We start from the raw sequence: 23292 nt of genomic DNA, 5'->3' as shown, positions 1-23292 counted from the left end.
ATGCAATTAATAACCTCTGTGACACAACTTGCCGACATTATTCGTCAGGGTGGCGTTGTTGCCTATCCAACAGAAGCCGTATGGGGATTAGGCTGTGATCCTTTTAACCACGCCGCCGTAGAACGCATACTCAAGATCAAAGATCGACCTGAGTCGAAAGGACTCATCCTAGTCGCGGGCGCAGAACAACACCTTACGCCTTGGCTAACATCGTTAGACAAGGAAGCTGCAAAGCGTTTGGTGAGCATCAACACCATTCCCACCTCTTGGGTTGTGCCAGACACAAGCACCACCCCAGCATGGGTTAGAGGCGCACATCACAGTGTTGCGATTCGTTTATCTCAGCATCAACCTGTGCAAGCGCTTTGCCAAGCCTTTGGTGGGGTGCTGGTTTCAACCTCTGCCAATCCTGCAGGATTAGCACCCGCGTTAAGTGCACAGGCAGTAGCGGACTATTTTGGCGACAAAATAGACGCGATTTTTGATGCTCCCCTTGGTCAAGCATCGCAACCCTCACAAGTGAAAGACATTTTAACAGGACAGCTCTTTCGCGCCTGATTGACTGATATCTCGCGATAATGCGTCTTTTTCTGTGTAAAAGAACACAAGTTATCCACATGAAAACCAAAACGCCGAGGATTCTAAAAAATACCTCGGCGTTTTTATTCAAAGGGATTAAGTGACCTCAGAAAAATATCATAAGACAGTGATCAATTAATGGCCCCCTAAATAAGCATCACGTACTTCTGGGTTTACCAGTAATTCTTGACCCGTTCCCGCCATACGAATCTCACCATTCACCATCACATAACCACGATCCGCCAGTTTCAAAGCATGATTGGCATTTTGCTCCACAAGGAAAATTGTCATTCCCGTACTCGCTACATCTTTTAGAATCTGAAAGATTTGCTTCACAATGATGGGAGCCAACCCTAAACTGGGCTCATCCAGCAACAGCAGTTTTGGACGGCTCATCAAGGCTCTCGCAATGGCCAACATTTGTTGCTCTCCACCAGACATAGTCGAGGCCCGTTGATTTCGGCGCTCCAACAATCGTGGGAAAAGCTCAAACATACGTTGCATGTCTTCTTCAGCGTGATCCATACCAATTGGAATGGTCCCCATCAACAGATTTTCTTCTACCGACATACCTGGAAAAATACGTCGACCTTCTGGTGACTGAGCCAAACCATGGGAGGCCACATAGTGTGCAGACTTTTGTGATATGTCCTCACCGCGATAGATGATTTCACCAGACGAAATCCGAGGTTGGCCGAAAATCGACATCAACAAGGTCGACTTACCAGCTCCGTTCGCCCCAATTAAGGTCGCAATCTCCCCTTCATTAACAGACAAAGACACTTTTTTTAACGCCTGAATCGGCCCGTAGTAAACGTCTACGTCTTTAAATTCCATCAATGTGGTCATAGGGACACCTCCTCATCATCTTCTTCTGCACCAAGGTAAGCCGCAATGACCTTCGGGTTGTTCTTAATGTCGTCTGGTCCTCCTTTGGCAATAACCTCGCCATGATCCAGTACCACAATATAATCAGAGATATCCATTACCATGCCCATATCATGTTCAATCAATAACACGGTCGTATTATGTTCATCACGCAATACACGAATCATTTTGGTTAAGGCTTCGGTTTCTGATGGATTCAAACCGGCCGCAGGCTCATCCAGACAGACAATTTCTGGATTGGTACGCATGGCACGAGCGATTTCTAAGCGACGTTGTTGACCATAAGATAATTCGCCCGCTAGACGATTCGCAGAGTCCACCAAATCCACCACACCCAACCAGTAAAAGACACGCTCCAACGCTTCCTCTTCTGCTTTTTGATAAGATTTCGTGTTTAAAATACCCGCCATTAAACTGCGATTGACTCGCATATGCTGAGCAACAAGCAGGTTTTCCACCACAGACATTTCTTTAAACAAGCGAATATTTTGAAATGTGCGAGACAGACCTGCACGATTAACGAGGTGAGATCCTCCAAACATCTTGTATTTCAGGCGACGCACAAAAGCGACCGGTGAAAAGAAATCCGTTGCTTGGAAAGGTTCACCGAGTACCTTGATCACACTGGTGTCTTTACCACCCGCCGACAATAAAATATTCCCACCTGTCGCCTTGTAAAATCCAGTGAGACAATTAAACACTGTGGTTTTACCCGCCCCATTGGGGCCAATAAGCGCTGAGACGGAGCCTCGTTTAATAGCAAAATTCACATCATTAAGCGCTTTGATCCCACCAAAATGCATCACTAAATTTTCAACCGTTAACACGTTTTCACTGCTCATTTTACGGCCCCCTGCTTTGGTGCAAATCCCGTTCGAGTCACACGAACAATGCCTCTTGGTTTCCAAATCATCATCACAACCATCAAAATACCAAACATCAGAACACGATATTCTGCAAATTCCCTTAGCATTTCAGGCAATACGGTTAAAAAGAAAGCCGCTATCACCACACCTAATGTGGAGCCCATTCCTCCTAGTACCACAATGGCCAAGATCAAAGCAGACTCAAAGAAGGTGAAAGACGAAGGGTTAATAAAGCCTTGGTAAGTAGCAAAAAACACACCGGCCAAGCCCCCTGTTGAGGCACCTAACATAAAGGCAGATAACTTCACTAGAACATGATTTAACCCCAATGAACGACAGGCAATTTCATCCTCTCGCAAGGCTTCCCACGCACGACCAATCGGCATTTTTACCAGGCGATGTTTAATAAAAAGCACAGCCCAGACCACGGCAAATAAGACGAGGTAAATAAACATGTACTTATAAGCGGAATCATAAGGAAGGTTAAAAAACTCATGGAAGGTTTCCCCATCACGGGACCTACGCTTAAATTCAAGGCCAAACAGAGTCGGTAGTGGTGCAGAAATACCATTTGGTCCGTGGGTAAAAGACGCCCAGTTGGTTAACACCAAACGGATAATCTCACCAAAGCCCAAGGTCACAATGGCCAAATAATCGCCATGCATACGCAATACCGGAAAGCCGAGAATCGCCCCAGCAACTGCGGCTAAAATCGCTGCAATCGGCAACATAGACCAAAAGCCAAGACCAAGATTTTCATACCCCAACGCCAAACCGTAAGCACCGATAGCGTAAAACCCGACGAAGCCCAAATCGAGCAACCCAGCTAAGCCAACAACGATGTTTAAACCCAGTCCAAGCAGCACATAGATAAGCCCCAGAATGACCACGGTCAGCACATATTTTGAGGCAATAAAGGGAATCAGAAGACCGATCACAATCACCAATGGAATGATCCAGACCATTTTTGATTTGTGTCCAGGCGCCAGTACGGTGGCACCGTCGTTACTGTTTGCGTATCGGAATGACATCGCAATGCCTTTTTCAGTCTGAAAAAAGCTTGAGATTGCAAAACGCCCAATGGCGACAATCGCCACCATCCAAGCGACACGGTCAGTTTCAAAGTTAAATTGATAACCGTCTAACAACACCCCTACGATAGGACCAAATAAGATCAGCGCTAGAAAGCCGGCAATCAGCGCATCTATCGTACTTTTTTTAAAGTTAACTCCTGCTGCTTGACTCATTTATACTTTCTCCACTTCAGGTTTGCCAAGAAGACCACTAGGACGAATAATCAAAATGAGTACCAATAAAGAGAAGGAGAAGACATCTTTGTAATCGGAACTGATAAGCCCTGCAAATAAGGCCTCAGACAAGCCTAGAATCAAACCACCCAACATAGCCCCAGGCAAAGAACCTATACCACCCAATACTGCGGCCGTGAACGCTTTTATACCGATAATGAAGCCGACATAAAAATCAAACGCACCGTAGTCCAAGGTAATCAGCACACCTGCTAGTGCCGCCATCATGGCACCAATCACAAAGACCGTCGAAATCACTTTATCCGTATCGATGCCTAAAATAGACGCCATTTTTCTGTCTTGCTGTGTGGCACGACACATACGGCCTAGCTTTGTTTTCTGAATCACATAGGTCAGGATGCCCATACCCAATAAAGAAATCAGAAGAATCATTAGCTTCATATAGGTGATTTGCACAAAGCCATCACCTACGGAAAAACGAATTGCACCAGTCAGTAAAGTAGGCACGCCCTGTTGGTTCGCACCCTGACTAAGTTGCACATAGTTTTGTAAGATAAGAGACATACCAATCGCTGAGATCAATACAGACAAACGACTAGAATTCCGTAGAGGTCGGTAAGCAATACGCTCAATCACCCAACCGTAAGCGCCAGTCACTGCCACAGTGAGAAAAAGCGTGCCGATGATGATAATAGGAAAAGATTCAATACCAAAGAATGTTAATAGAGCGATGGCGATGGCGGTAATGTAAGCGGATACCATGTAAACATCGCCATGGGCAAAGTTAATCATGCCAATAATGCCGTATACCATGGTATAGCCGATCGCAATGAGTCCATAAACAGAACCCAGGGTAAGACCGTTTACCAACTGCTGGAGAACGATATCCATTGTAGACCTCGAGGGAGTTTTTTGATTTTTAAGGAAAAAACGCGCTTATCAAACCGTTTCGATAAGCGCGTGTATCAAACTAAATGGACATTAGTTTATTTGGTGATATTTGCCTTTATCGTCCCACTCATACATGACGTAGTCAGACACGGTTAAATCGCCTTTTTCATCGAAGTCTTTTTTACCCATCACGGTGTTAATAGAGTTACTTTGCAGCCACTCTGCACCCGCCATTGGGTCTAGATCATTTTTAGACAGGGCCTCCGCAACAATCTGCATGGCCGTATAAGAATAGAGCGTATAGCCTTCGGGTTCATAACCTGACGCACGGAATTCACTGATCACTTTTTTACCAGAAGGGTAAGACGATGGTGGCGCACCAAAGGTCATCATGACGCCTTCAACGTAGGCTGGCGAACCGGCTACAGAGACAAATTCATCTGATACGATACCGTCACCCGAAATAAACAGTGCTTTTGACCCTTGTTCACGAAGCTGACGAACCAATGGGCCGGCTTCTGAATGCAAGCCACCAAAGTACACAACATCCGCGTCGACAGAACGGATTTTAGTGACCACGGCATTGAAGTCTTTTTCACCACGGGTCAGACCTTCATACAAAACTTCTTTTACGCCATACGCATTCAATGTTGCTTTCATTGCGTCAGCCAACCCTTTGCCATAGGTATCTTTGTCATGAAGCACAGCAACACGCTTAGCGTTTAATTCATCAACAATGTAGCTTGCTGCAACATCACCTTGCTGGTCGTCTCGACCACAAATACGAAAAACATTCGGCAATCCTTGTTCTGTCAAAGCAGGGTTGGTTGATGCTGGGGTCACCATCAGAACGCCACCCTCTTCATAAATACGAGAAGCGGGAATAGAGGAGGAAGAGCAGAAATGTCCCACAACAGCCAATGCGCCATCGGAATCGACAAGACGGTTGGCAATGGACACAGCCTGTTTGGGTTCACAAGCATCATCGGCTTTTACTAGTTTAATCATTTCCCCATTAATACCACCAGCGGCATTCAGATCCGCAGCGGCTTTTTCAGCCCCTTTCCACATTTGCTCACCAAAAGCGGCATAAGCGCCCGTATGTGGACCTGCGACCCCAATCACGACTTCTGCCTGAGCCATTGTGACCGCTCCAGCTACCGCAAGAGAAATGAACGTTTTTCTAATAACCATGTTTGACATAAGAAAAGCCTCTACTCGTTTTGTGTTTTATCGTTATTATTCAAAAGCAAGAAGCGTTCCATAAAATAAAACCCTTTAAAAAAGTATACTTTATGAAAACTATGAGGTAATTATTCAAAAAATGTGCACCTCAATGGATTTACACACTAGTCTTTACAAAAATATTGGTCAATAGCGGTGCAAATAATGGAAATAAATGGGCAGGACAAGGAACGAACTTATTCGTCAAAAATACGCCAGACAACGCATTCAACTTAAAAAAAGCATGAATAAACCAACAGAAAAGTGCAGGAAAACGTTGATCTATGGAGAAAGTTTTTTTGTTGGTGACGATATCAATAAATCTGAAAGTGGCACTAACTGAACGCCGTCGTCCTCTAAATTCGCCAGACGTTTTTTAAGATAGGCCGTCGTTTCAGGATAAGGGTGCCCAATGGCCATTGCACTACCATGGCGCTTAGCCAAGGTAATCAGACGTGAAAACTGATGATCAATCGCCTTTTCGGTGCGTATGTTATCTAAAAAAACATCACGACTGACGGTATCCAAACCGTAGTCCTGCGCTGTCTGTTTTGCGACACTTTTGGCGTTGGTGAGGCTATCAATAAAGAAAAGTGAGCGCCCCTGTAGAGTTTGCATAACCCAAGCCATAGAATTCGCTTTGGTGGTCAACAGACTCCCCATGTGGTTATTAACCCCCTGAATGCCTGGCAGGCTGTCGAGGTCATTTTTCAGTGTTGCCTTAAGCTCTTCTTCTGTCATGTTGGCATACAAGCCACCTGGCCCTAATTTTAGTCCTCGTAGATTTTCCATAGGCGCATGTAATAGGGTTACTCGTCGCTGCTGTTGAGCAGTTTGAGCGGTTTTTTGCGCAAAAGGTGTACTGGGCAAAATAGCCAAGGCAACTTCTGTCGGTAAGTCTAATGAAGACGTCATGCCCTGTCGGTTGTAACCTAGATCATCGATCAAGATGGCGATTCGAGGCTGTTTTGGGTGCACATCAACCGCTAGAATGTCATCGGGAACGGAAGGAGCAACCGGATTTGCCTTACGGGAAACCTTATCCTCTTCCTTCGGCGGATAAGGTAACAATGGCACCACTAAATTGGGCAAAGGTAAAATAGGGGGAAGTACCGGGCCAAGCTGCTTTGGTAATAGCACGTTTTCTTCTGAAGAAGCTGTCTTACTGGATAATTGTGTCAGCTCATCAATAAAACGTGAGTGAGCCTGCTCTGCTTCTTGCCCCATCGAAGCCATTTTATGCAACACTGGCGACGCTTCAGACGGATGAGATTCCGTCCCATAGGCACCACTCACACTCATGAGAGCACCACAAATACCCCATAACACTGCTTTTAAATACAAACTGTTACCAAACATACTGAGATCAATAAAAAGGCTATTTTGGCATCAACTTAGGCAAAGTTTTCAAAATAGTCACCGCCTGAAAAAGTTGGAAATCCGTTTTTGCCAACTCACTGATGTCCGACGCCACATCCACACTGGTGCGCTCTTTACCACCAGTTCCATTACCAAGATGGCCCTTTAACTCCGCTTCTTTGACAAAAAACTGTCCCTTTTTAAAAGTCAAATTGGCTTGAGGAACCACAAGATCCGGTGTCACACCCTGCGCTTGAATAGAGCGTCCATTCGGCGTGTAGTATAAAGCGGTTGTGAGTTTCACCGCATCCCCATTCGACAAAGGAACCACAGTTTGTACAGAACCTTTACCAAACGTCTCTGTGCCCATGATGACCGCTTTTTGGTGGTCTTGCAGTGCCCCTGCGACGATTTCTGATGCCGACGCTGAGCCTTCATTGACTAACACCACCACAGGCAGACCTGACAATCGTGTGGTGGTCTTGGTGGCGTTAAATTGACTCTTCGATATTTCATGACGGCCATCGGTGTAAACAATTCGCCCTTTACTAATAAAGGCATCGACAACACCTACCGCACTTTGCAAGACACCACCTGGGTTGTTTCTTAGATCGAGCACCACGCCCTTAATCGCTTTTTCCTGTTTAAAAGCATCAATCGCGCTGTAGAATTCTTTGTCGCTGTCGCTCTGGAACTGACTGATACGAAAATAGGCGATACTGTCTTCTAACCACTTTGACGTCACACTGTCATCTTCGACTAGGCTTCGTGTCAGCTCGTAATGCTTTACCTCACCATCGCGCTCAATATCCAGCGAAATGAGGGTTCCCACCTCGCCTCGCATAAGAGTCACAATGTCTTGCATGCCTAAGTCTGTGGTCAATGTGCTGTCAATTTTAACAATCACATCGCCTGGCAATATTCCTGCTTGAGCAGCCGGTGTGCCATCAATCGGCGTCACTATGGTCAAACGCTTATCTTTTATTTCCACTTCCACGCCAATGCCTGCGTAGTTGCCTGATGTCAGCTCATTAAAGTCCACCAACTCACTCTTAGTAAAATATTCAGAATGCGGATCAAGCCCTGACACCATACCTTTTAGAGCTTTGTGCAAAATGTCTTGATCAGACATGACTTCCACGTAGCCTTCTCGAATGGTTTCAAACGTTTCCACAAAAGATTGAATTTCCGTCGTTGGCAAATGCGTTGACGGGCTTGATTCGGCCAAGGACACCGTAGGCAAACACAAGGTTGCGCACAGAAAAGTACATAGAAAGGGAATTTTTTGACGCAAAATAGGAGTCACCATAGTCTTTATCATTATTTGAGTTGCCGTTTGAATGACCCTTTGGACAGCGGGTACGTCTTACTGAGCAAAGCGTTAACCTGCATTAACCCAAGCAAGGGGCTTTAACGGCGCACCGTTGTGCCGAATCGCAAAGAAAAGCGCAGAGTCTGCCCGACCTCCTGTGCTGCCAGCCATGGCGATGGTATCACTCGCCCCAACCCACTCACCAACGTCTTTCAATAAGCTTTGATTATAGCCGTATAATGACATGTATCCGTCACCATGATCTAGAATAAGTAAGAAACCAAACCCGCGCATCCAATCAGAAAATACGACTCGACCGGAAAAAATCGCACGAACTGGCTCCCCTTCTTCCGCTTTCAACGCCACCCCACCTAAATTCACACTGCCATTAGAAGACAGCTCTGTGAGTCGATTTAGAGGACGTACTAATTTACCGCGTTGAGAAGAGAATGGCACATCTTGATCGGGCAACTGGATATCAGCGAGTGCTTCTTCCAACTGTTTGAGCATACTTTGTAGGTTAGACTGGTCTTGTCGAATTTGTTTAGCACGCTTGTCGCCTTGAGTCAGATCAGCGTCCAACTTAGCCAAGAGCGTACGACGATCCGCTTGTTGATTAACTAAACGCTTTTGCTCTGCTTTTAATTCTGCGGCTTCTTGGGCTTGTTGTGCCCGATGACTACGAATGCTTTTTTCCACTAGATTTAAATCACTGACTTCAATGATAAACCCATTAATCAAAGATTGGCGTGCATTGGAAACATAACGGTTGTATTGCACGAGGCGTTCGGCTTCCTCGGCATGATTGCCGTTTAACAGCAACTTGATGCTTTCTTCGTTGCCAGAACGATAAACCGCCCTTAATTGGGCGGCTATTTGTTCGTTTTGTTGCTGAATACTGAGTTGTAAGGAGCCTTGCTGAACTCTTAACTCCCCCAGTTGCTGCTCACCTTTTTTTAAACTGTCTTGAATAGACTGAATGCTTTTGAGCAACTCTTGAATGTCTTTTTCTTTGCTTTCAAGCTGTTTTTCCACACCGGAACGCTCCGATTTCAGCTCTTTTAACCAACTATTAAGTTTTTTTAAGTCTTGCTGTAACGCCTGAATTTGCTGTTTGGCTTCTTCTGGCGTTTGTGGTTCTCCCGCTGCCCAGCTAACGCTGGACAGGAAGGTCAGACAAAGAAAAAGACTGCGGACGAATGCCTTCATGTTCGCCTCACACTCGCGTTAGCAAGCTCGCGCCCGTCATTTCTGTGGGTTTTTCCAGCCCCATCATAGCCAATATTGTTGGTGCTAAATCACACAAGGCGCCTTCTTTTATGCCCAAACCAGCGGTTGGTGTCACCAATACCAAAGGAACAGGACCAATAGTATGAGAGGTCAAGGGTTGTGCACCATCGTCGCTCAGCATTTGCTCAACGTTGCCATGATCGGCTGTAATGAGGCATTGCCCGCCATTTTTATTCAATGCCGTAATAATACGACCTAAGCACGCATCGACCGCTTCAACGGCTTTTACAGCCGCTTCAAACACACCACTGTGCCCGACCATATCGCCATTCGCGAAGTTACAAATGATCGTATCGTATTTACCCGCTTCAATGACTTCCACCAGCTTGTCAGTCACTTCTGGCGCACTCATTTCAGGCTGTAAATCGTAAGTCGCCACATTAGGAGATGGAATCAACTCGCGCTCTTCGCCATCAAACAAGGCTTCTTCGCCGCCATTAAAAAAGAAAGTGACGTGAGCGTACTTCTCTGTTTCGGCAATACGCAGTTGCTTTTTACCTTGCTTCGCCAAAACTTCGCCTAAGGTATTGCTCAAAGCAACAGGAGGAAAAGCCACATCGGCTTTAATATCCGAAGCGAACTCAGTAAAGGTGACAAAAGCCGCCAGGGATGGCAACACAGCACGAGGAAAGCCGTCAAACTCAGGCTCTGTAAACGCACGCGTTAATTGACGAGCGCGATCAGGACGGAAGTTTGCAAACACAATTGCGTCACCATCTTCTACTGGAGCCGCCTCACCAATCACCGTGGCTTTGACAAACTCATCGTTTTCATCTCGATCATAAGCTGCTTGCAGTGCTTCTTCTGCACTGTTTGCTTGGAAAACGCCTTTGCCTTGGACAATAGCATCGTAAGCCGTTTGCACGCGCTCCCAACGGTTGTCTCTGTCCATAGCAAAATAACGGCCGGTTAACGTCGCAACTTTTCCTACACCAAGCTCAGCCAATTTGGCTTCTAGCTCAACAATCGGTGTGTGAGCAGAACGTGGCGGGGTGTCGCGTCCATCGGTAAAGCCATGCACATACACCGCATTCGCTCCGCGTTTTACGGCCAGTTCACACATGGCCATAATTTGTTCATGATGACTGTGCACTCCGCCCGCGGATAACAAGCCTAATATGTGTACCGCCTTACCCGCACTGACCGCTTTGTCCACCGCATTAACCAGTGCAGCATTATCAAAAAAGCTGCCGTCATCGATGGCTTTGCCAATACGTGTAAAGTTTTGGTACACCACGCGCCCAGCGCCTAAATTCATATGACCGACTTCGGAGTTACCCATTTGCCCTTCTGGTAAACCCACCGCTAAACCTGATGTTTTAATCAAAGTATGAGGGTGGTTTTCCCACAGTGCATCCCAATTAGGGGTATTGGCAGCTGTGATCGCATTGGATTTTGATGTTTCGCTGTATCCCCATCCATCAAGGATAAAAAGGGCGGTGGTCTTTTTATTCATCTTAACTTGTCCTGTGAATTGATCGTATTTATGGCTTGATACTATCACAGGCAAGTCGGTTTGTTACCGATAACAAAAAGGATCAGAAGCATAAATAAGATTAATAGCGGATGACGTCATCAGGTTATTCTCTGGCAACCAGCGGCTAAAGAAATAAACGAGAGCAGGTAAAAGAAGTACGTTTTAATGCGTCAGGTCGTCAACGGCCAGTTTCGCCAATAGCCAATCACGGAAGACCACCACCTGTTCGAGGTCTGCTTTATCAACAGGATAAGACAGTAAGTACTCATGGGGCGTAGGCACCGCCTCGCCAAATGGTGCTACCAGCTCACCGGTTTGCAAGCCGCGTTGCGCTAGGATGATTGGCATAATCGCGATGCCCATGCTGTTTTTTGCCGCTTCCAACACCATATGAAAATGCGCAAACGATGCCCCAGCAAAAGAGCCACTTTCTAACCCTTGCGACACCATCCAATCTGGCCAAGCATTAATACGCGATGACAAATGCAAAAAAGGAAACTGCACGACGTCCTCTGCACGACATGCTGCCACCGATGACCCAAAAATCCGCGTTAGAAGGTCCGGGGAGCATACTGCGATGACTTTTTCACGCATCATTTGATGAGAAATGGCGCGGGGCCAATGATCCCCACCGTAATGCAAAATGACATCAATGCTTTCAGGGTCGATTTTGGCGGCATCATCCAGAGAACGTACCTTAATCTGAAACTGCGGATGGGATAACTGGAAATCCGCCAGCAAAGGGATCAACCAGTGAGACGCCAGTGTCGGCAACGACGAAATAGTCAGGGTGGTTTTTTCGTCTTCCCGATGAAGCATTTTTAAGCAGGCGTTTTCCATACCATCCAGCAAGGGAACAACTTCCTTGTAATAAGCGGCTCCCGTTCCTGTCAGCACCAAGCGTTTGTTCAAGCGAATAAACAGATCACGGGATAAAAACGCTTCAAGGTTACGGATCTGACGACTCACCGCACTTTGTGTTAAATGCAGTTCTTCGGCCGCCTTGGTGAAACTCAAGTGTCGTACCGAGGCTTCAAAACACTTCAACGCGGTTGATGATGGAATGTAACGGCGCATGGCGACCTTGCTCATTGATAAAAACAGGAGGATGCTAACTGTATCTTATCTTTCTCTTAATTCCCAACCGTAAAACAAAAAAACGCACCTTAAAGATGCGTCTTTTTGAACAATCACTAATGGCAATAAAATCAATAAGATGGCGTTTTTTAATCCAGTGCGTGTGAGCGTTGTCCAAGGTGATATGTTTGTGCCCCTACTTCGTAAAATAAGCGCTTTAACTCTCGCATTGGGATATTACGCAACACCGTGGTGGGCACCGATAGCGCTTCTCGACGATCGGTAAACCACTCGGCTAATTCCTTACCCATAATCGTGCCCGGCCCAATACCCCGCCCACTGTAGCCTGCCACACTGTACAAACCACGCTGTAATTGCTGACAGTGGGGCAAATGGTCTTCGCTGTAGGCAATTTGTCCTGTCCAGCAGTAATCCCATTCGACTTTACTCAAAACCGGAAACATTTCCGCCACCCGTTGCGACGCCCAGTTAGACAACACATTCCCTTCTCCGCCCATGCCACCAAACACCAAACGCCCTTGTTTGTCCAAACGAAAAGAGCTCATCACGGTACAAGTATCCCAAACACCTTCTTTATTTGGCAGCACTACCGCTAACTGCGCATCGCTGAGCGGTTTACTCGCCAGTTGACTGTAGTGAATCGGTACGAATTTACGAGCTTGTTCTTTCACACCATGTTCGCTGTAAGCATTGGTCGCCAGAATAACTTTTTCGGCACGAATTTCACCTTCTGCCGTACTCAATAGCCAGCCATTGTCTTGTGGCACTATGCTGCTCACAGGAGAAAAATCATACAAGTGCGCGCCTTCTTTAAGCGCGGCGTGCGCCAAGCCTCGGGCATAAGCCAACGGCTGAATCGTACCCGCACGCGGGTCAAACAACGCCGAGTTAAATTTCGTCGAGCCAATACGCGATTGCGCTTCAGCAGAATTTAAAAGTTGCACCGGCGCACCACGCTGTGCCATTTGCGCATAACGCCGCTGTAACTGTGCCAGTCCTGCTTTACCGACGCCAGCGTGTAAGGAGCCGTTACGCACCGGCTCACATTGAATATCGTATTCTGCGATCAAACCATACACATAGTCCGGTGCCACGGCCAAAGCATCATAAAGCACTTTTCCCGCTTCCGTACCAATGGCTTTGTCTAGCTGATCAGGCTCCAACCACAGTCCGGCATTAGCCAAACCAACGTTCCGTCCTGACCCACCAAAGCCAATTTCTTGTGCTTCGATCACCGCCACAGACACACCAAATTTAGCCAAATGCAGCGCGGCAGAAAGTCCAGTAAAACCGCCACCGACAATGGCGACCTTAACATCGTGGGAGCCTTTAAGCGGGGACAACTCAGGACCTGGGGGCGCACTGGCACGCCACAATGAATCACATATACGTTCAGCCATATCAACGACCTCCAAAGAGCATTTACACGCTCTTCACACAAACCATTCAGGATAAGTAAGATTTTTGTTCATCACTAATGAGCAGTAAAACCAATAAAGGCGAGCTAACACTCACCTTTATTGGACCAAACTAGGGTCTTCCTCCACCGTTTAAATGTAGTATGCAATCACGGTTTATTCAAAACACAGCATTGCTCATTCAAAGACGATGCCTTGTGCAAGCGGTAAATCACCGCCGTAGTTCACCGTGTTCGTCGTACGGCGCATGTAGTTTCTCCATGCATCGGAACCCGACTCACGACCACCACCGGTTTCTTTCTCACCACCAAAGGCACCGCCAATCTCTGCACCAGACGTGCCAATGTTGACATTGGCAATACCGCAGTCAGAGCCCGCTGGCGACATGAAGACTTCGGCTTCTCGCATACTTTCGGTGAATACCGCAGAAGATAAGCCCTGTGGCACTTCGTTTTGAATCTCGATGGCTTCGTCAAACGTGCTGTAGGTCAACACATAAAGAATAGGCGCAAAAGTTTCTTCGTGCACAATAGGGGCATCGTGAGCGATGCGCACAATGGCCGGTTTCACATAAAAACCGTTTGCTGGAACACCTTCGGTGACACGGTCGCCACCACAAATGATCTCGCCACCTTGCTGTTTTGCGGTTTCCAGAGCCGCTTGCATACGATTGAAACTGCCTTCGTCTACTAAAGGCCCCACCAAGTTACCTTCTTCTAACGGATGGCCGACGCGAAGTGAGCCGTAAGATTTTGCCAGGCGTTCAACCAAACCGTCCACAATGGACTCATGGGTGATCAGACGACGCAAAGTGGTGCAGCGTTGACCTGCCGTGCCCGCTGCTGAGAACACAATGGCGCGCAGAGCCAAATCCAAATCCGCGGTATCCGAGACGATCATGGCGTTGTTGCCGCCTAGTTCTAGTAAGGAGCGCCCCAAACGGCCCGCCACGGTTTTCGCTACCGCTCGGCCCATGACCGTCGAGCCTGTGGCTGACACCAATGGGAAGGTCTCGCTTGACGCAATGGCTTCGCCCAAGTCACGATCGCCAATCATCACAGACACCGCCGCTTTTGGAATGTCTGGCATATCAGCAATGACATTTTGAGCAATTTTATACATGGCTAAAGCACACAAGGGCGCTTTTTCAGACGGTTTCAGCAACACAGGGTCGCCACACACCAAACCCAACATGGTGTTCCATGCCCATACCGCCATTGGAAAATTAAACGCGGTGATCACAGCAACGGGCCCAAGCGGCTGCCATTGCTCCATCATGCGATGCCCTGGGCGCTCAGACACAATAGACAAACCGTGCAACATACGCGATTGACCTACCGCGAAATCACACACGTCGATCCATTCTTGTACTTCTCCCAAGGCTTCAGGAACAATCTTGCCCGCTTCAAGGGAAATCACTTGAGCCAATTCGTTTTTGTACTTGCGTGCTTCTTCGCCAATACGACGAACCAATTCACCGCGACGTGGCGCTGGCAAAGTACGCAGCACTCTAAACGCGTCTTTTAGTTCTGCATTGACCTGCTCCAATTGTGACGGTGTCGCATTGTTAAACGTCGACAAGGTCGCACCGTCAATTGGACTTTGCGCCGAAAACGTACTGCCTTCGCCTAATGCAAGGGTATTACCTGTTAATACGCTGAAAAACATATCGCCCTGTTTTAACGTGTTAACGCCTAATGTGTCTAAGCAAGTAAGTGACATAGCAACCTCTAAAAGTCTGAGTGTGTGAGTAAATATCCAATGTCTTCACCTTAAACCAGACTCAGACAAAGTGAGAAATACCGTTTTTCTGCTGGTGGTCTAGCTTTTAGCTATAGCAAGCTGGCTGATCTATAGGTATATTGAAACAAAAGGAGGCAAGATGGACATTCGATCATTACGTTATTTTATTGCCGTGTATGAAGAGCGCAGTTTAAGTGCCGCCGCCAAACGCTGTTTTGTGGCACAGCCTTCTATTTCAAACACAGTGGCACAACTTGAAGATGACCTAAGCACCAAGCTGTTTGTCCGTCACTCTAAAGGCGTATCGCCCACCGACAGTGGCACCCAACTTTACCCTCATGCGTGCAAAATGGTCAGTGACTTGAGCGCCATGCGCAGCCTGTTTACCGACCACCCAGCTCCGTTGAGTTTGTCTATCTCGCTCGCGCCGTTCTTGTCCGGTGCCTTAATCAGTCAAGTGATTAAAACCATGCTCGACGAAGTGCATGGGCTGACCTTAAAGCTGGTCGACGAATCCGAAAGTGCCGACTTACGCTTTACCTGCAGCCGTTATACGTCGGAAGAAGATGTGTTTTACCCATTATGGGAAGACGATTACGTGATCGCCATGCCCCTTGATCATTGGCTGGCAGATTTCCCGTCTTTATCGATCAAGCAAATCGACAAACAGCCGTTTATTTCTCGTACGCCATGCGACATCTTGGAATCGTGGAATTATCTGATGCAAAAACAAGAGCTCACCACCGACGTCCGAGCGCAGGTAAAAACCGAGGAATACGCACTGGATTTGGTGGCGGCAGGGCTGGGGATTTCCCTGATTCCCGAACATTCGTCTCGAGGTCGCAGCGATTTGTGTTTGCGCCCTTTAAACGACGTCAAATTGAAACGCGTGGTTGGATTGGCGCACAATAAACAACAGAGCTTTCCTGCTCACCTAATCAACACCATATTAACGGCCAAACAGCAGTTGTTTGCTCAACCTTTGCCTATTACTTTGCCCCTTGAGCCAAGGCTCGCATAACTTTTACGCATCAATAGGTGCATTTTTACCTTTTGCATTGGCATGCCTTTGTCCACTAGAGTGAGTGATAAATGACATTATGATGAGTCAATGCAGCAGGAGTTCTTTATGACACCCACCACTTTTTTTGATGCACTTTGGAATCAATACACCAAAGTGACCCCTCAGGCTTACAACATCCAACAACTGTTTGAGCAACAGGGTGAAACCGTATTAAACGATCATGTGGCCTTTCGAACGTTTAATCATTCGCCCATCTCACTGGAAAAACTTGAGCCACAACTCGACGCTCTTGGCTACAAGGCCTATGGCGCTTTCTTGTTTGAAAGCAAGCATTTAAAAGCACGTTGCTACAAACACACGACTGACGTCGACGCCCCTAAGATTTTTCTATCGGAACTGCTCGTTGACGAACTGCCTCAGTCTTGCCAAGAGATCATTGGCAAACTTATTGCGCAGATTCCTGCCAACGCGGTACAAACACCCGCCATTTTCTGGGCAGAAAAGTTATGGCAAACACCCACTCAAACAGACTACGCAACCCTTGCAGAGCACAGTGAATACGCCGCTTGGCTAGCAACCATGGGGCTACAAGCCAATCATTTTACTGTCAGTATCAATCATTTGAAAAAGTTCTCTACCATTAAAGAAGTCAATGCCTTACTGGAAAGCGAAGGGTACGCTTTGAACCAAGTGGGTGGCGTCATCAAGGGCACACCCGCTTCCTGCCTAGAGCAGTCTTCCACCATGGCGGATAAAATCGACTACACCTTTGCCGATGGTTCACAGCAAAAAATACCCAGCTGCTTTTATGAGTTTGCTCGCCGCCACCCAATGAAAAATGGCGTATTATTCGACAGCTTTATTGAAGGTAACGCGGATAAGATCTTCGATTCAACCAGTAATAAATAAGCTCATAGGTAACCAGAAAAAAAGGCTTGAGAAGACATTTCTCAAGCCTTTTTTGTTTTCATGATCATGACTTAGTGGATAATCGTTGACTGTATCAGTCTTTCTTCTGCATCGACATATTTGCAATTGCCAACACTGCTGACCCCAACATTAACAGCACCGACAACGCATTCAATACAGGCGTACTGCCTTCCCGGAGTCGTTCAAACATGGCCACGGTCAAGGGCGCGTCAGAACCTACCAGCATAAACGTCGTATTAAAGTTTTCAAACGACATCAAGAAACTGACAATGGCGGCACCAATCAGCGCTGGTTTCAAATATGGCAGAGTCACGGTAAACACGGCCATTAAAGGCGATGCCCCTAGATTGAGTGCGGCTTCTTCTAGTGTCCGGTCGAATTTTTTCAATCTTGCACTGATGATTAATGTACAAATTGTGGTGATAAAAGCAAATTGCCCAATCACCACCAGAGGCAAACCTGGGCGTAAAAACTCTAAATCAATCAACCAATAATCTTCAAAGTAATTCGCAACTTGGCTGCTAAACACTAAAATCGATACTCCTAGTAACACTCCCGGTATCACCAAAGGCAACAGCATCAAAACATACAAAAAAGACTTGCCAAAAAAGTCATAACGCTCGAATAAAAACGCATTGGTACAGGCCACCAGTGTTGCAAACAGCGTTGTAACGATCGCAATACCGCAAGACAAAGCGATACTTTCTAGCAATTCAGAGTCAAACAAAATCCCTACCTTGTCACCGGCTTCGTTAAAAAACCAGTCGAAAGTAAAGCCTTCCCACGGGAAAGAGGGAAAAAGACTGTCGTTGAAAGCAAAGGCCCCCACAACAAGAAGTGGTGCTGACAGAAATACAAAAAACAGCACCAAATAACTGTGATAAACACGGTAAAAGCGACGCGATTGTTTAATGGAAGGAATCATGGCTTACCCCATCGTCTTAGTGAAAGATTGACCGGTCACTTTGAGGCCAAGCCACACAATGAGCGAAGACAAGATCAACAGCAAGATACCAAAGGCACTGCCCTGCTCCCAATTAAAGCGTGTAATAAACTGGGTGTATATTTGCTCGGTAAACCACAGGCTGTCTTTGCCCCCTAATAATACTGGGGTCAGATAGTTTCCTAGAGACAGCATAAACACAATAATACAACCAGAAACAATGCCCGGCATGGCATGTGGAATAACAATTTCCCGCAAGATGTTCCAGTTATTGCCGCCTAAATCGTAACCCGCTTCAATATAGCTATCGTCTAGGCTATCCAGCGTACTCACAAGCGGCACCACCATAAAGAGCATGGCACTGTAGACCAACCCCAACATAATGGTGGCGTCTGTGTACAGTAGCTCCACCCCTGAGTCGATGAATCCAAGCCATTGTAATGCGGTACTAATGACACCTGATTCTCGTAGCAAAATCATCCAGCCAAACGTACGCACCAGCTCACTGACCCAAAAAGGAATCAGGCACATGGCAAACAAAATGCCTTTTGAGCGCCCTTTGATCATCTTGGCAATAAAAAAAGCCACAGGAAAACCGATCAGCAAGGTTAATATGGTTGCCAAAATAGACATCACCGCCGTTCGAAGAAAAGTACGCCAATACAAGGATTCGCCAAAAAACTCGCCATAGAACTCAAAGGTAAAGCCCCCTTCATCGGGGGCACTAAGGGAATAGGTCAGCAATTCTAAATGCGGCAAGATAATCAGTAGCAATAACCATAGGCACAAAGGCGCTAACAATAGCCACATGCCTAGCTTTATCGGCGAACGAGAGCGGCTAATGGTCGACATCATCAAGCTCCTGAGAATGACTAAAACACAAGGCTTGCTCAGTACTGAAGGTAAGATAAAGCGTATCGGTAATTTTTAAATCTTTAAAGTCGGCGGTTTGCGGCATAGCGACCATAATACGCCCCCCACTTTTCTCTTCAATCGCAATGATTTGAGACTTAGCACCGTCGAATAAAATATTATTCACCGTGCATTCGAGCTGGTTATCGAGTCGTATCTGGGGGACTAAGCGGCTCACATGAATGGCTTCGGGCCGAACAAAGATATCCACCTCGGACGCGTCATCAAATGTGCCTCCTTGAGCGACCCCTTGCAACGTTAATCCGTCCTTAGTCGTCACCTGTAAGGTCTCACCCGTTTGCTGTGTAACCCGACCAGACCAACGGTTACTGTCCCCAACAAAGCTAGCAACAAAAGCCGTTTTGGGCTCATAGTAAAGCTCATGGGGCGTACCTACTTGTTCAAACTTGCCATGATTCATAACGGCAATTTGATCACTCATCACCAATGCTTCTGATTGGTCATGGGTAATGTACACAAAGGTGGTGCCAAACTCTTTTTGCAGCTGTTTGAGCTCAATTTTCATCTGCTCACGCAACTTTAAATCCAATGCCCCCAGAGGTTCGTCCAACAATAACAAGGTGGGGTTCAATACAAGACAACGTGCTAATGCAATACGCTGTCGCTGCCCACCCGATAGCTGGCTAACCTGCTTTTTACCACTGTCTGGCAAGCCTACTCGCTGTAATACTGCGGCAACTCGTTCAGCGATTTCAGCCTTTGCCACTCCCTGCCGGCGCAATCCGTAACCTACGTTCTGCGCCACATCCATGGTCGGGAACAGTGCCAAGTGTTGAAACACCATATTGACTGGGCGCTTGTTCGGCGGCACGTTTAAAACAGACGTTTGTTTGATTTTGATATCACCCGTCGACGGTGACTCAAAACCCGCCAACATACGCAACAACGTCGTTTTACCACAGCCGGAGGGTCCAAGAATGGAGAAAAAAGAGCCTTTGGGGATTGTGAAAGAAACGTCATTCACGGCCGTAAACTGGGCAAAGTGCTTGCAAATATTTTCGCACGCAAGATCAATAGGAGGCGTCTGCATAATATCATCACTTAAAAAAATTATGCCCACAGATAAGTGGGCATAATATTGACAGGAAAAAGGTAAAATTAGTAAGCGTTGACGCGGTCCAGTATTTTACCTTCGATTTTTTCTAACCCAGCAGGTACCGGTGGATACCACTTGATGTTATCAATGTCCGCGGCTGAAAAGCTCGCCTGGTATTGAGACTTTAACGTGGCATCAACATACTCATCTGAACCTTTAGACGCGGTGAAGTTACCTGCTGAATCTGTGATCATGGCCGCAATGTCTGGCTGCATCACAAAATTAATCCATTTATAGGCCGCTTCCTCATTCTTTGTTTTACGCGGAAGCACAAAGGTATCGATCCAGCCCAAGGCGCCTGACGCTGGTGCCACGAAGGTAATATCTGCATTCTCTTGGTTTAACTTCCAACCGCCCGCATCCCATGCCATAGCAGCAACGGTTTCACCCGAGCGCATAAGATTTAAAAGCGCATCGCCACCGCTCCAATAGGTTTTCACATTGTCCTTACAATCCATCAACTTTTGGCCTACTTTGTCCATAATTTGCTGATATTTATCTTCGTCAGAATACGCAGCAAACGGGTCTTCTCCCATAGCATAGGCAAAACCAATCAGTGTTGGACGCTTGAGTCGATAAGACACCTTTCCCTCATAGGCGGCGTTACAAAGGTCAGTATAATCTTTGATGTCTGCAGCATCGGCACGGTTCACAACCAAACCGCTTGATCCCCAGACATGAGGAACAGCGTACACCTCCCCTTTTAACGTCGACTGACCTTCAGTTGCACTTAGCATAGAGGGGATGAACTGAGCACGATCAATTTTGCTAAGGTCTAGCGGCTTGTATATTTTGTGGTCTTTCTGAGCACCCAATACACGGTCTTGGCTGGGTTGCGCTAAGTCAAACCCTGAGCCACGGGTCGCCCGCAGTTTTGAAATCATTTCTTCGTTATTTGAATTAGTTACCTTTACTTCGATACCGGTTTCTTTTTCAAACAGGTCAATAACATTTTGAGGTGCATAGCCTCCCCACGTTAAAAGACGTAACTCTTCAGCAGCTTGGGCAGATGCAGACATTGATAGAGCAATGGCAATAGACAATACACTTGTTTTTTTCATTACTGACCTCTCGTGATAACGATTAAATTTTAGACTACACCCAAGGCTAACAGCGAATCAAGACACTTTTGTGACAGTCCGACTAATCAGCCAGCGCCATTTCTGCCATTTTCATGGTGTTTTCAAATGAGGCACAACCTGCAATAAAGCGTCCGTTATGACAGAACATCGCGTCGTTTAGACCGGTTACCCCTTGTAAAGCCTCGTCTGACAAGCCTGCCCATGCTTCCGGTAATTTTTTGCGGTCTTCAAACGATCCCAGCTCAACGGGGACAGTTTGTATGCGCCATTGACCCGTTTGTGACGGATAGACAATAAACAACGCCTCTTGGGACAATCTCAACACGGTGGTTTTCCATGGAGTGTATTGTTCAAGCACAATGACTCTTGGATCTTGTGCGTTTTTAATCGCATCGGCAACAATGCTTTTTGCGTTGACACCACCACTGGCAGCAGCAATAAAGCGCTCTAATAACCGTGCGGCAAAAGCCACGGCTTCATCAAAGCAAGCGTCAAAATCCGCTTCTTCCTGCCAAGTAGGATTGAACATGGAAATGGTCTGGCTCAAACTAATGCCTGTCATAACGCCTTCTACATGACCACAATCGATCGCATCAATGGTAGACACCAAATTTTTATCAATAGAAGCGGCAACGTCTTGATTTCCCTCGCATATGTCTAGACCGTATTTTTTCCAAATCAGTCCAAACGAGGAAAACGGAATGCCATTTTCACGAGCCCCTGCACCGCCTTTTTGGTGGTGATCAAACCGACCTTTTTCTGCGTCGTAAACACCGCCCACATCCAGAACAATGTCGGCCTCCGCCATAATGGCGAGATCACGGGTACGAATAAGATGAATGGATGGGAAAAGGCTCTTCAACGCAGCGACACTGAACACGTCGTCGGCATGAAAATTTCCGTTATGGGTAACAACCGTTGGGATAGACTGGGACATTTTACACTCTTTGATTGGGGCTATTTTTAGGCACGTCAAACACGAAAAATGGACTACAACAGGGTTCTAAGGACAAAGAACCGCCTTAGTTTATATTCTTCGAGGATAAACAGGATATTGACGCGTAGGTTACAGCAAACAACACCACTTGTCCGGTGTCGTCAGAGGGATGACAGAGTTCGTGAATAAAAGAAAACATAAATTTCAGGCAAAAAAAAACCTGCTATAAAAGCAGGTTTTCTTTAATTATGGTGCCCAGAGACGGAATCGAACCGCCGACACGAGGATTTTCAATCCTCTGCTCTACCGACTGAGCTATCTGGGCAAGTGGTGCGTATTATAGGGAAACCTTTTTTAAGGTCAACACTTTTCTTTAAAAAAAATTAAAAACTTAGATTTTCGGTCGGCTCTGGTATTATCCCTTTATATCAAGGAGATAAAACCATGTTACATATCGTGCTTTACCAACCAGAAATTCCACCGAATACCGGCAATGTGATTCGTTTGTGTGCTAACACAGGCTTCCATTTACATCTCATCGAGCCTTTGGGCTTTGAGTTAGAAGACAAGAAGTTGCGTCGTGCAGGGTTGGACTATCATGAGTTCACCCGACTGAAACGCTATCCAGACTTCCAAGCCTTTGTTGATCAAAACGACATCGGCACGATTTACGCGCTGACCACAAAAGGTAGCCGCACACACAGTGAAGCACGTTTTGCTGAAAACGATGTTCTCGTATTTGGTCCGGAAACTCGAGGCCTACCTGCTGAATTTATTGAAGCGCTACCCAAACCACAAAGGTTACGCTTACCTATGCAAGCCAATTCTCGCAGTTTAAACCTCTCTAATACCGTGGCGGTAATGGTGTATGAATCTTGGCGACAATTGGATTACGCCATGACAGATATCGATAAACAATAACAGGCGCACAATA

21 protein-coding genes and 1 tRNA gene are annotated in these 23292 nt (G+C 46.6%); 4 read left to right on the top strand and 18 right to left on the bottom strand.

Translation table 11 applies throughout. The features are described from left to right. A complete protein-coding gene (gene tsaC, locus LG368_RS04790; RefSeq protein WP_226753592.1) occupies positions 1 to 558 on the top strand; it encodes an L-threonylcarbamoyladenylate synthase type 1 TsaC in 558 nt (185 codons plus the stop codon). A 156-nt stretch (positions 559 to 714) separates the two neighbouring features. On the opposite strand, the gene LG368_RS04785 is transcribed toward tsaC, so the two are convergent. The 12 genes from LG368_RS04785 to amaB all read right to left on the bottom strand — a co-directional run bounded on the left by LG368_RS04785 (position 715) and on the right by amaB (position 15392). Beyond that, the gene (locus LG368_RS04785) at positions 715 to 1428 is read right to left on the bottom strand and encodes an ABC transporter ATP-binding protein (RefSeq protein WP_264193970.1); all 714 of its coding nucleotides are present in this window, start codon (positions 1426 to 1428) and stop codon (positions 715 to 717) included. Next, positions 1425 to 2309, bottom strand: a complete 885-nt coding sequence (locus tag LG368_RS04780) for an ABC transporter ATP-binding protein (protein ID WP_226753591.1) — start codon at positions 2307 to 2309, stop codon at positions 1425 to 1427. The genes LG368_RS04785 and LG368_RS04780 overlap by 4 nt, the downstream gene beginning before the upstream one ends. Then, on the bottom strand, positions 2306 to 3580 hold the full coding sequence (gene livM, locus LG368_RS04775) for a high-affinity branched-chain amino acid ABC transporter permease LivM (protein ID WP_226753590.1): 1275 nt from the start codon (positions 3578 to 3580) through the stop codon (positions 2306 to 2308). The genes LG368_RS04780 and livM overlap by 4 nt, the downstream gene beginning before the upstream one ends. Further along, positions 3581 to 4492: an ABC transporter permease subunit gene (locus tag LG368_RS04770; RefSeq protein WP_226753589.1), complete on the bottom strand. Its 912-nt coding sequence runs from the start codon at positions 4490 to 4492 to the stop codon at positions 3581 to 3583. A 90-nt stretch (positions 4493 to 4582) separates the two neighbouring features. Continuing rightward, on the bottom strand, positions 4583 to 5695 hold the full coding sequence (locus tag LG368_RS04765) for a branched-chain amino acid ABC transporter substrate-binding protein (protein ID WP_226753588.1): 1113 nt from the start codon (positions 5693 to 5695) through the stop codon (positions 4583 to 4585). A 303-nt stretch (positions 5696 to 5998) separates the two neighbouring features. Continuing rightward, complete coding sequence (locus tag LG368_RS04760; RefSeq protein WP_226753587.1) at positions 5999 to 7075, bottom strand: divergent polysaccharide deacetylase family protein; 1077 nt, start codon at positions 7073 to 7075, stop codon at positions 5999 to 6001. A 19-nt stretch (positions 7076 to 7094) separates the two neighbouring features. Then, on the bottom strand, positions 7095 to 8396 hold the full coding sequence (locus LG368_RS04755; protein ID WP_226753586.1) for a S41 family peptidase: 1302 nt from the start codon (positions 8394 to 8396) through the stop codon (positions 7095 to 7097). 60 nt (positions 8397 to 8456) lie between these two features. After that, positions 8457 to 9596 carry a murein hydrolase activator EnvC family protein gene (locus LG368_RS04750; protein WP_226753585.1) on the bottom strand — a complete coding sequence of 380 codons (1140 nt, stop codon included), beginning with the start codon at positions 9594 to 9596 and terminating at the stop codon, positions 8457 to 8459. Positions 9597 to 9603: 7 nt separating this feature from the next. Continuing rightward, positions 9604 to 11133 carry a 2,3-bisphosphoglycerate-independent phosphoglycerate mutase gene (gene gpmI, locus LG368_RS04745; protein ID WP_226753584.1) on the bottom strand — a complete coding sequence of 510 codons (1530 nt, stop codon included), beginning with the start codon at positions 11131 to 11133 and terminating at the stop codon, positions 9604 to 9606. A 183-nt stretch (positions 11134 to 11316) separates the two neighbouring features. Continuing rightward, a complete protein-coding gene (locus LG368_RS04740; protein WP_226753583.1) occupies positions 11317 to 12231 on the bottom strand; it encodes a LysR substrate-binding domain-containing protein in 915 nt (304 codons plus the stop codon). Positions 12232 to 12380: 149 nt separating this feature from the next. Then, positions 12381 to 13652: an NAD(P)/FAD-dependent oxidoreductase gene (locus LG368_RS04735; protein WP_226753582.1), complete on the bottom strand. Its 1272-nt coding sequence runs from the start codon at positions 13650 to 13652 to the stop codon at positions 12381 to 12383. Positions 13653 to 13847: 195 nt separating this feature from the next. Then, entirely contained in the window at positions 13848 to 15392 is a 1545-nt protein-coding gene (amaB, locus tag LG368_RS04730; protein WP_226753581.1) for an L-piperidine-6-carboxylate dehydrogenase, read from the bottom strand. A 160-nt stretch (positions 15393 to 15552) separates the two neighbouring features. Between amaB and LG368_RS04725 the strand changes: the two genes are divergently transcribed. Both LG368_RS04725 and LG368_RS04720 read left to right on the top strand, forming a co-directional pair. Continuing rightward, positions 15553 to 16434 carry a LysR family transcriptional regulator gene (locus LG368_RS04725; protein ID WP_226753580.1) on the top strand — a complete coding sequence of 294 codons (882 nt, stop codon included), beginning with the start codon at positions 15553 to 15555 and terminating at the stop codon, positions 16432 to 16434. Positions 16435 to 16542: 108 nt separating this feature from the next. Then, positions 16543 to 17346 carry a DUF1338 domain-containing protein gene (locus tag LG368_RS04720; RefSeq protein WP_226753579.1) on the top strand — a complete coding sequence of 268 codons (804 nt, stop codon included), beginning with the start codon at positions 16543 to 16545 and terminating at the stop codon, positions 17344 to 17346. 94 nt (positions 17347 to 17440) lie between these two features. Here the strand turns inward: LG368_RS04720 and LG368_RS04715 are convergent, their stop codons facing one another. The 6 genes from LG368_RS04715 to LG368_RS04690 form a co-directional block, all read right to left on the bottom strand. Further along, positions 17441 to 18292 carry an ABC transporter permease gene (locus LG368_RS04715; protein WP_226753578.1) on the bottom strand — a complete coding sequence of 284 codons (852 nt, stop codon included), beginning with the start codon at positions 18290 to 18292 and terminating at the stop codon, positions 17441 to 17443. Between the two features lie 3 nt (positions 18293 to 18295). Next, positions 18296 to 19165 carry an ABC transporter permease gene (locus LG368_RS04710; protein WP_226753577.1) on the bottom strand — a complete coding sequence of 290 codons (870 nt, stop codon included), beginning with the start codon at positions 19163 to 19165 and terminating at the stop codon, positions 18296 to 18298. Further along, positions 19149 to 20273 carry an ABC transporter ATP-binding protein gene (locus LG368_RS04705; RefSeq protein WP_226753576.1) on the bottom strand — a complete coding sequence of 375 codons (1125 nt, stop codon included), beginning with the start codon at positions 20271 to 20273 and terminating at the stop codon, positions 19149 to 19151. The genes LG368_RS04710 and LG368_RS04705 overlap by 17 nt, the downstream gene beginning before the upstream one ends. Positions 20274 to 20341: 68 nt before the next feature. Further along, entirely contained in the window at positions 20342 to 21400 is a 1059-nt protein-coding gene (locus tag LG368_RS04700; RefSeq protein WP_226753575.1) for an extracellular solute-binding protein, read from the bottom strand. A gap of 82 nt (positions 21401 to 21482) precedes the next feature. Continuing rightward, entirely contained in the window at positions 21483 to 22358 is an 876-nt protein-coding gene (locus tag LG368_RS04695; RefSeq protein ID WP_226753574.1) for an MYG1 family protein, read from the bottom strand. 249 nt (positions 22359 to 22607) lie between these two features. Further along, positions 22608 to 22683, bottom strand: a tRNA-Phe gene (locus LG368_RS04690). A gap of 119 nt (positions 22684 to 22802) precedes the next feature. Between LG368_RS04690 and trmL the strand changes: the two genes are divergently transcribed. After that, positions 22803 to 23279 (top strand): tRNA (uridine(34)/cytosine(34)/5-carboxymethylaminomethyluridine(34)-2'-O)-methyltransferase TrmL, encoded by a 477-nt coding sequence (trmL, locus tag LG368_RS04685; protein WP_226753573.1) that lies wholly within the window; start codon positions 22803 to 22805, stop codon positions 23277 to 23279. Positions 23280 to 23292: the final 13 nt, after the last annotated feature.

The sequence above is a fragment of the Marinomonas algarum genome (assembly GCF_020532605.1).
GTDB lineage: Bacteria > Pseudomonadota > Gammaproteobacteria > Pseudomonadales > Marinomonadaceae > Marinomonas > Marinomonas algarum.
The sequence above is the reverse complement of the archived record's forward strand: the minus strand, read 5'-3'. Positions and strand labels throughout refer to the sequence as shown.

What these genes read in the sequence shown, in the direction of transcription:
- LG368_RS04750 (WP_226753585.1), bottom strand. Translation starts at nt 9,596, where the DNA reads ATGAAGGCATTCGTCCGCAGTCTTTTTCTTTGTCTGACCTTCCTGTCC.
- LG368_RS04740 (WP_226753583.1), bottom strand. Translation starts at nt 12,231, where the DNA reads ATGCGCCGTTACATTCCATCATCAACCGCGTTGAAGTGTTTTGAAGCC.
- LG368_RS04760 (WP_226753587.1), bottom strand. Translation starts at nt 7,075, where the DNA reads ATGTTTGGTAACAGTTTGTATTTAAAAGCAGTGTTATGGGGTATTTGT.
- LG368_RS04715 (WP_226753578.1), bottom strand. Translation starts at nt 18,292, where the DNA reads ATGATTCCTTCCATTAAACAATCGCGTCGCTTTTACCGTGTTTATCAC.
- LG368_RS04735 (WP_226753582.1), bottom strand. Translation starts at nt 13,652, where the DNA reads ATGGCTGAACGTATATGTGATTCATTGTGGCGTGCCAGTGCGCCCCCA.
- trmL (WP_226753573.1), top strand. Translation starts at nt 22,803, where the DNA reads ATGTTACATATCGTGCTTTACCAACCAGAAATTCCACCGAATACCGGC.
- LG368_RS04710 (WP_226753577.1), bottom strand. Translation starts at nt 19,165, where the DNA reads ATGATGTCGACCATTAGCCGCTCTCGTTCGCCGATAAAGCTAGGCATG.
- LG368_RS04780 (WP_226753591.1), bottom strand. Translation starts at nt 2,309, where the DNA reads ATGAGCAGTGAAAACGTGTTAACGGTTGAAAATTTAGTGATGCATTTT.
- LG368_RS04705 (WP_226753576.1), bottom strand. Translation starts at nt 20,273, where the DNA reads ATGCAGACGCCTCCTATTGATCTTGCGTGCGAAAATATTTGCAAGCAC.
- gpmI (WP_226753584.1), bottom strand. Translation starts at nt 11,133, where the DNA reads ATGAATAAAAAGACCACCGCCCTTTTTATCCTTGATGGATGGGGATAC.
- LG368_RS04785 (WP_264193970.1), bottom strand. Translation starts at nt 1,428, where the DNA reads ATGACCACATTGATGGAATTTAAAGACGTAGACGTTTACTACGGGCCG.
- LG368_RS04720 (WP_226753579.1), top strand. Translation starts at nt 16,543, where the DNA reads ATGACACCCACCACTTTTTTTGATGCACTTTGGAATCAATACACCAAA.
- amaB (WP_226753581.1), bottom strand. Translation starts at nt 15,392, where the DNA reads ATGTCACTTACTTGCTTAGACACATTAGGCGTTAACACGTTAAAACAG.
- LG368_RS04700 (WP_226753575.1), bottom strand. Translation starts at nt 21,400, where the DNA reads ATGAAAAAAACAAGTGTATTGTCTATTGCCATTGCTCTATCAATGTCT.
- LG368_RS04765 (WP_226753588.1), bottom strand. Translation starts at nt 5,695, where the DNA reads ATGTCAAACATGGTTATTAGAAAAACGTTCATTTCTCTTGCGGTAGCT.
- tsaC (WP_226753592.1), top strand. Translation starts at nt 1, where the DNA reads ATGCAATTAATAACCTCTGTGACACAACTTGCCGACATTATTCGTCAG.
- LG368_RS04725 (WP_226753580.1), top strand. Translation starts at nt 15,553, where the DNA reads ATGGACATTCGATCATTACGTTATTTTATTGCCGTGTATGAAGAGCGC.
- livM (WP_226753590.1), bottom strand. Translation starts at nt 3,580, where the DNA reads ATGAGTCAAGCAGCAGGAGTTAACTTTAAAAAAAGTACGATAGATGCG.
- LG368_RS04770 (WP_226753589.1), bottom strand. Translation starts at nt 4,492, where the DNA reads ATGGATATCGTTCTCCAGCAGTTGGTAAACGGTCTTACCCTGGGTTCT.
- LG368_RS04755 (WP_226753586.1), bottom strand. Translation starts at nt 8,396, where the DNA reads ATGATAAAGACTATGGTGACTCCTATTTTGCGTCAAAAAATTCCCTTT.
- LG368_RS04695 (WP_226753574.1), bottom strand. Translation starts at nt 22,358, where the DNA reads ATGTCCCAGTCTATCCCAACGGTTGTTACCCATAACGGAAATTTTCAT.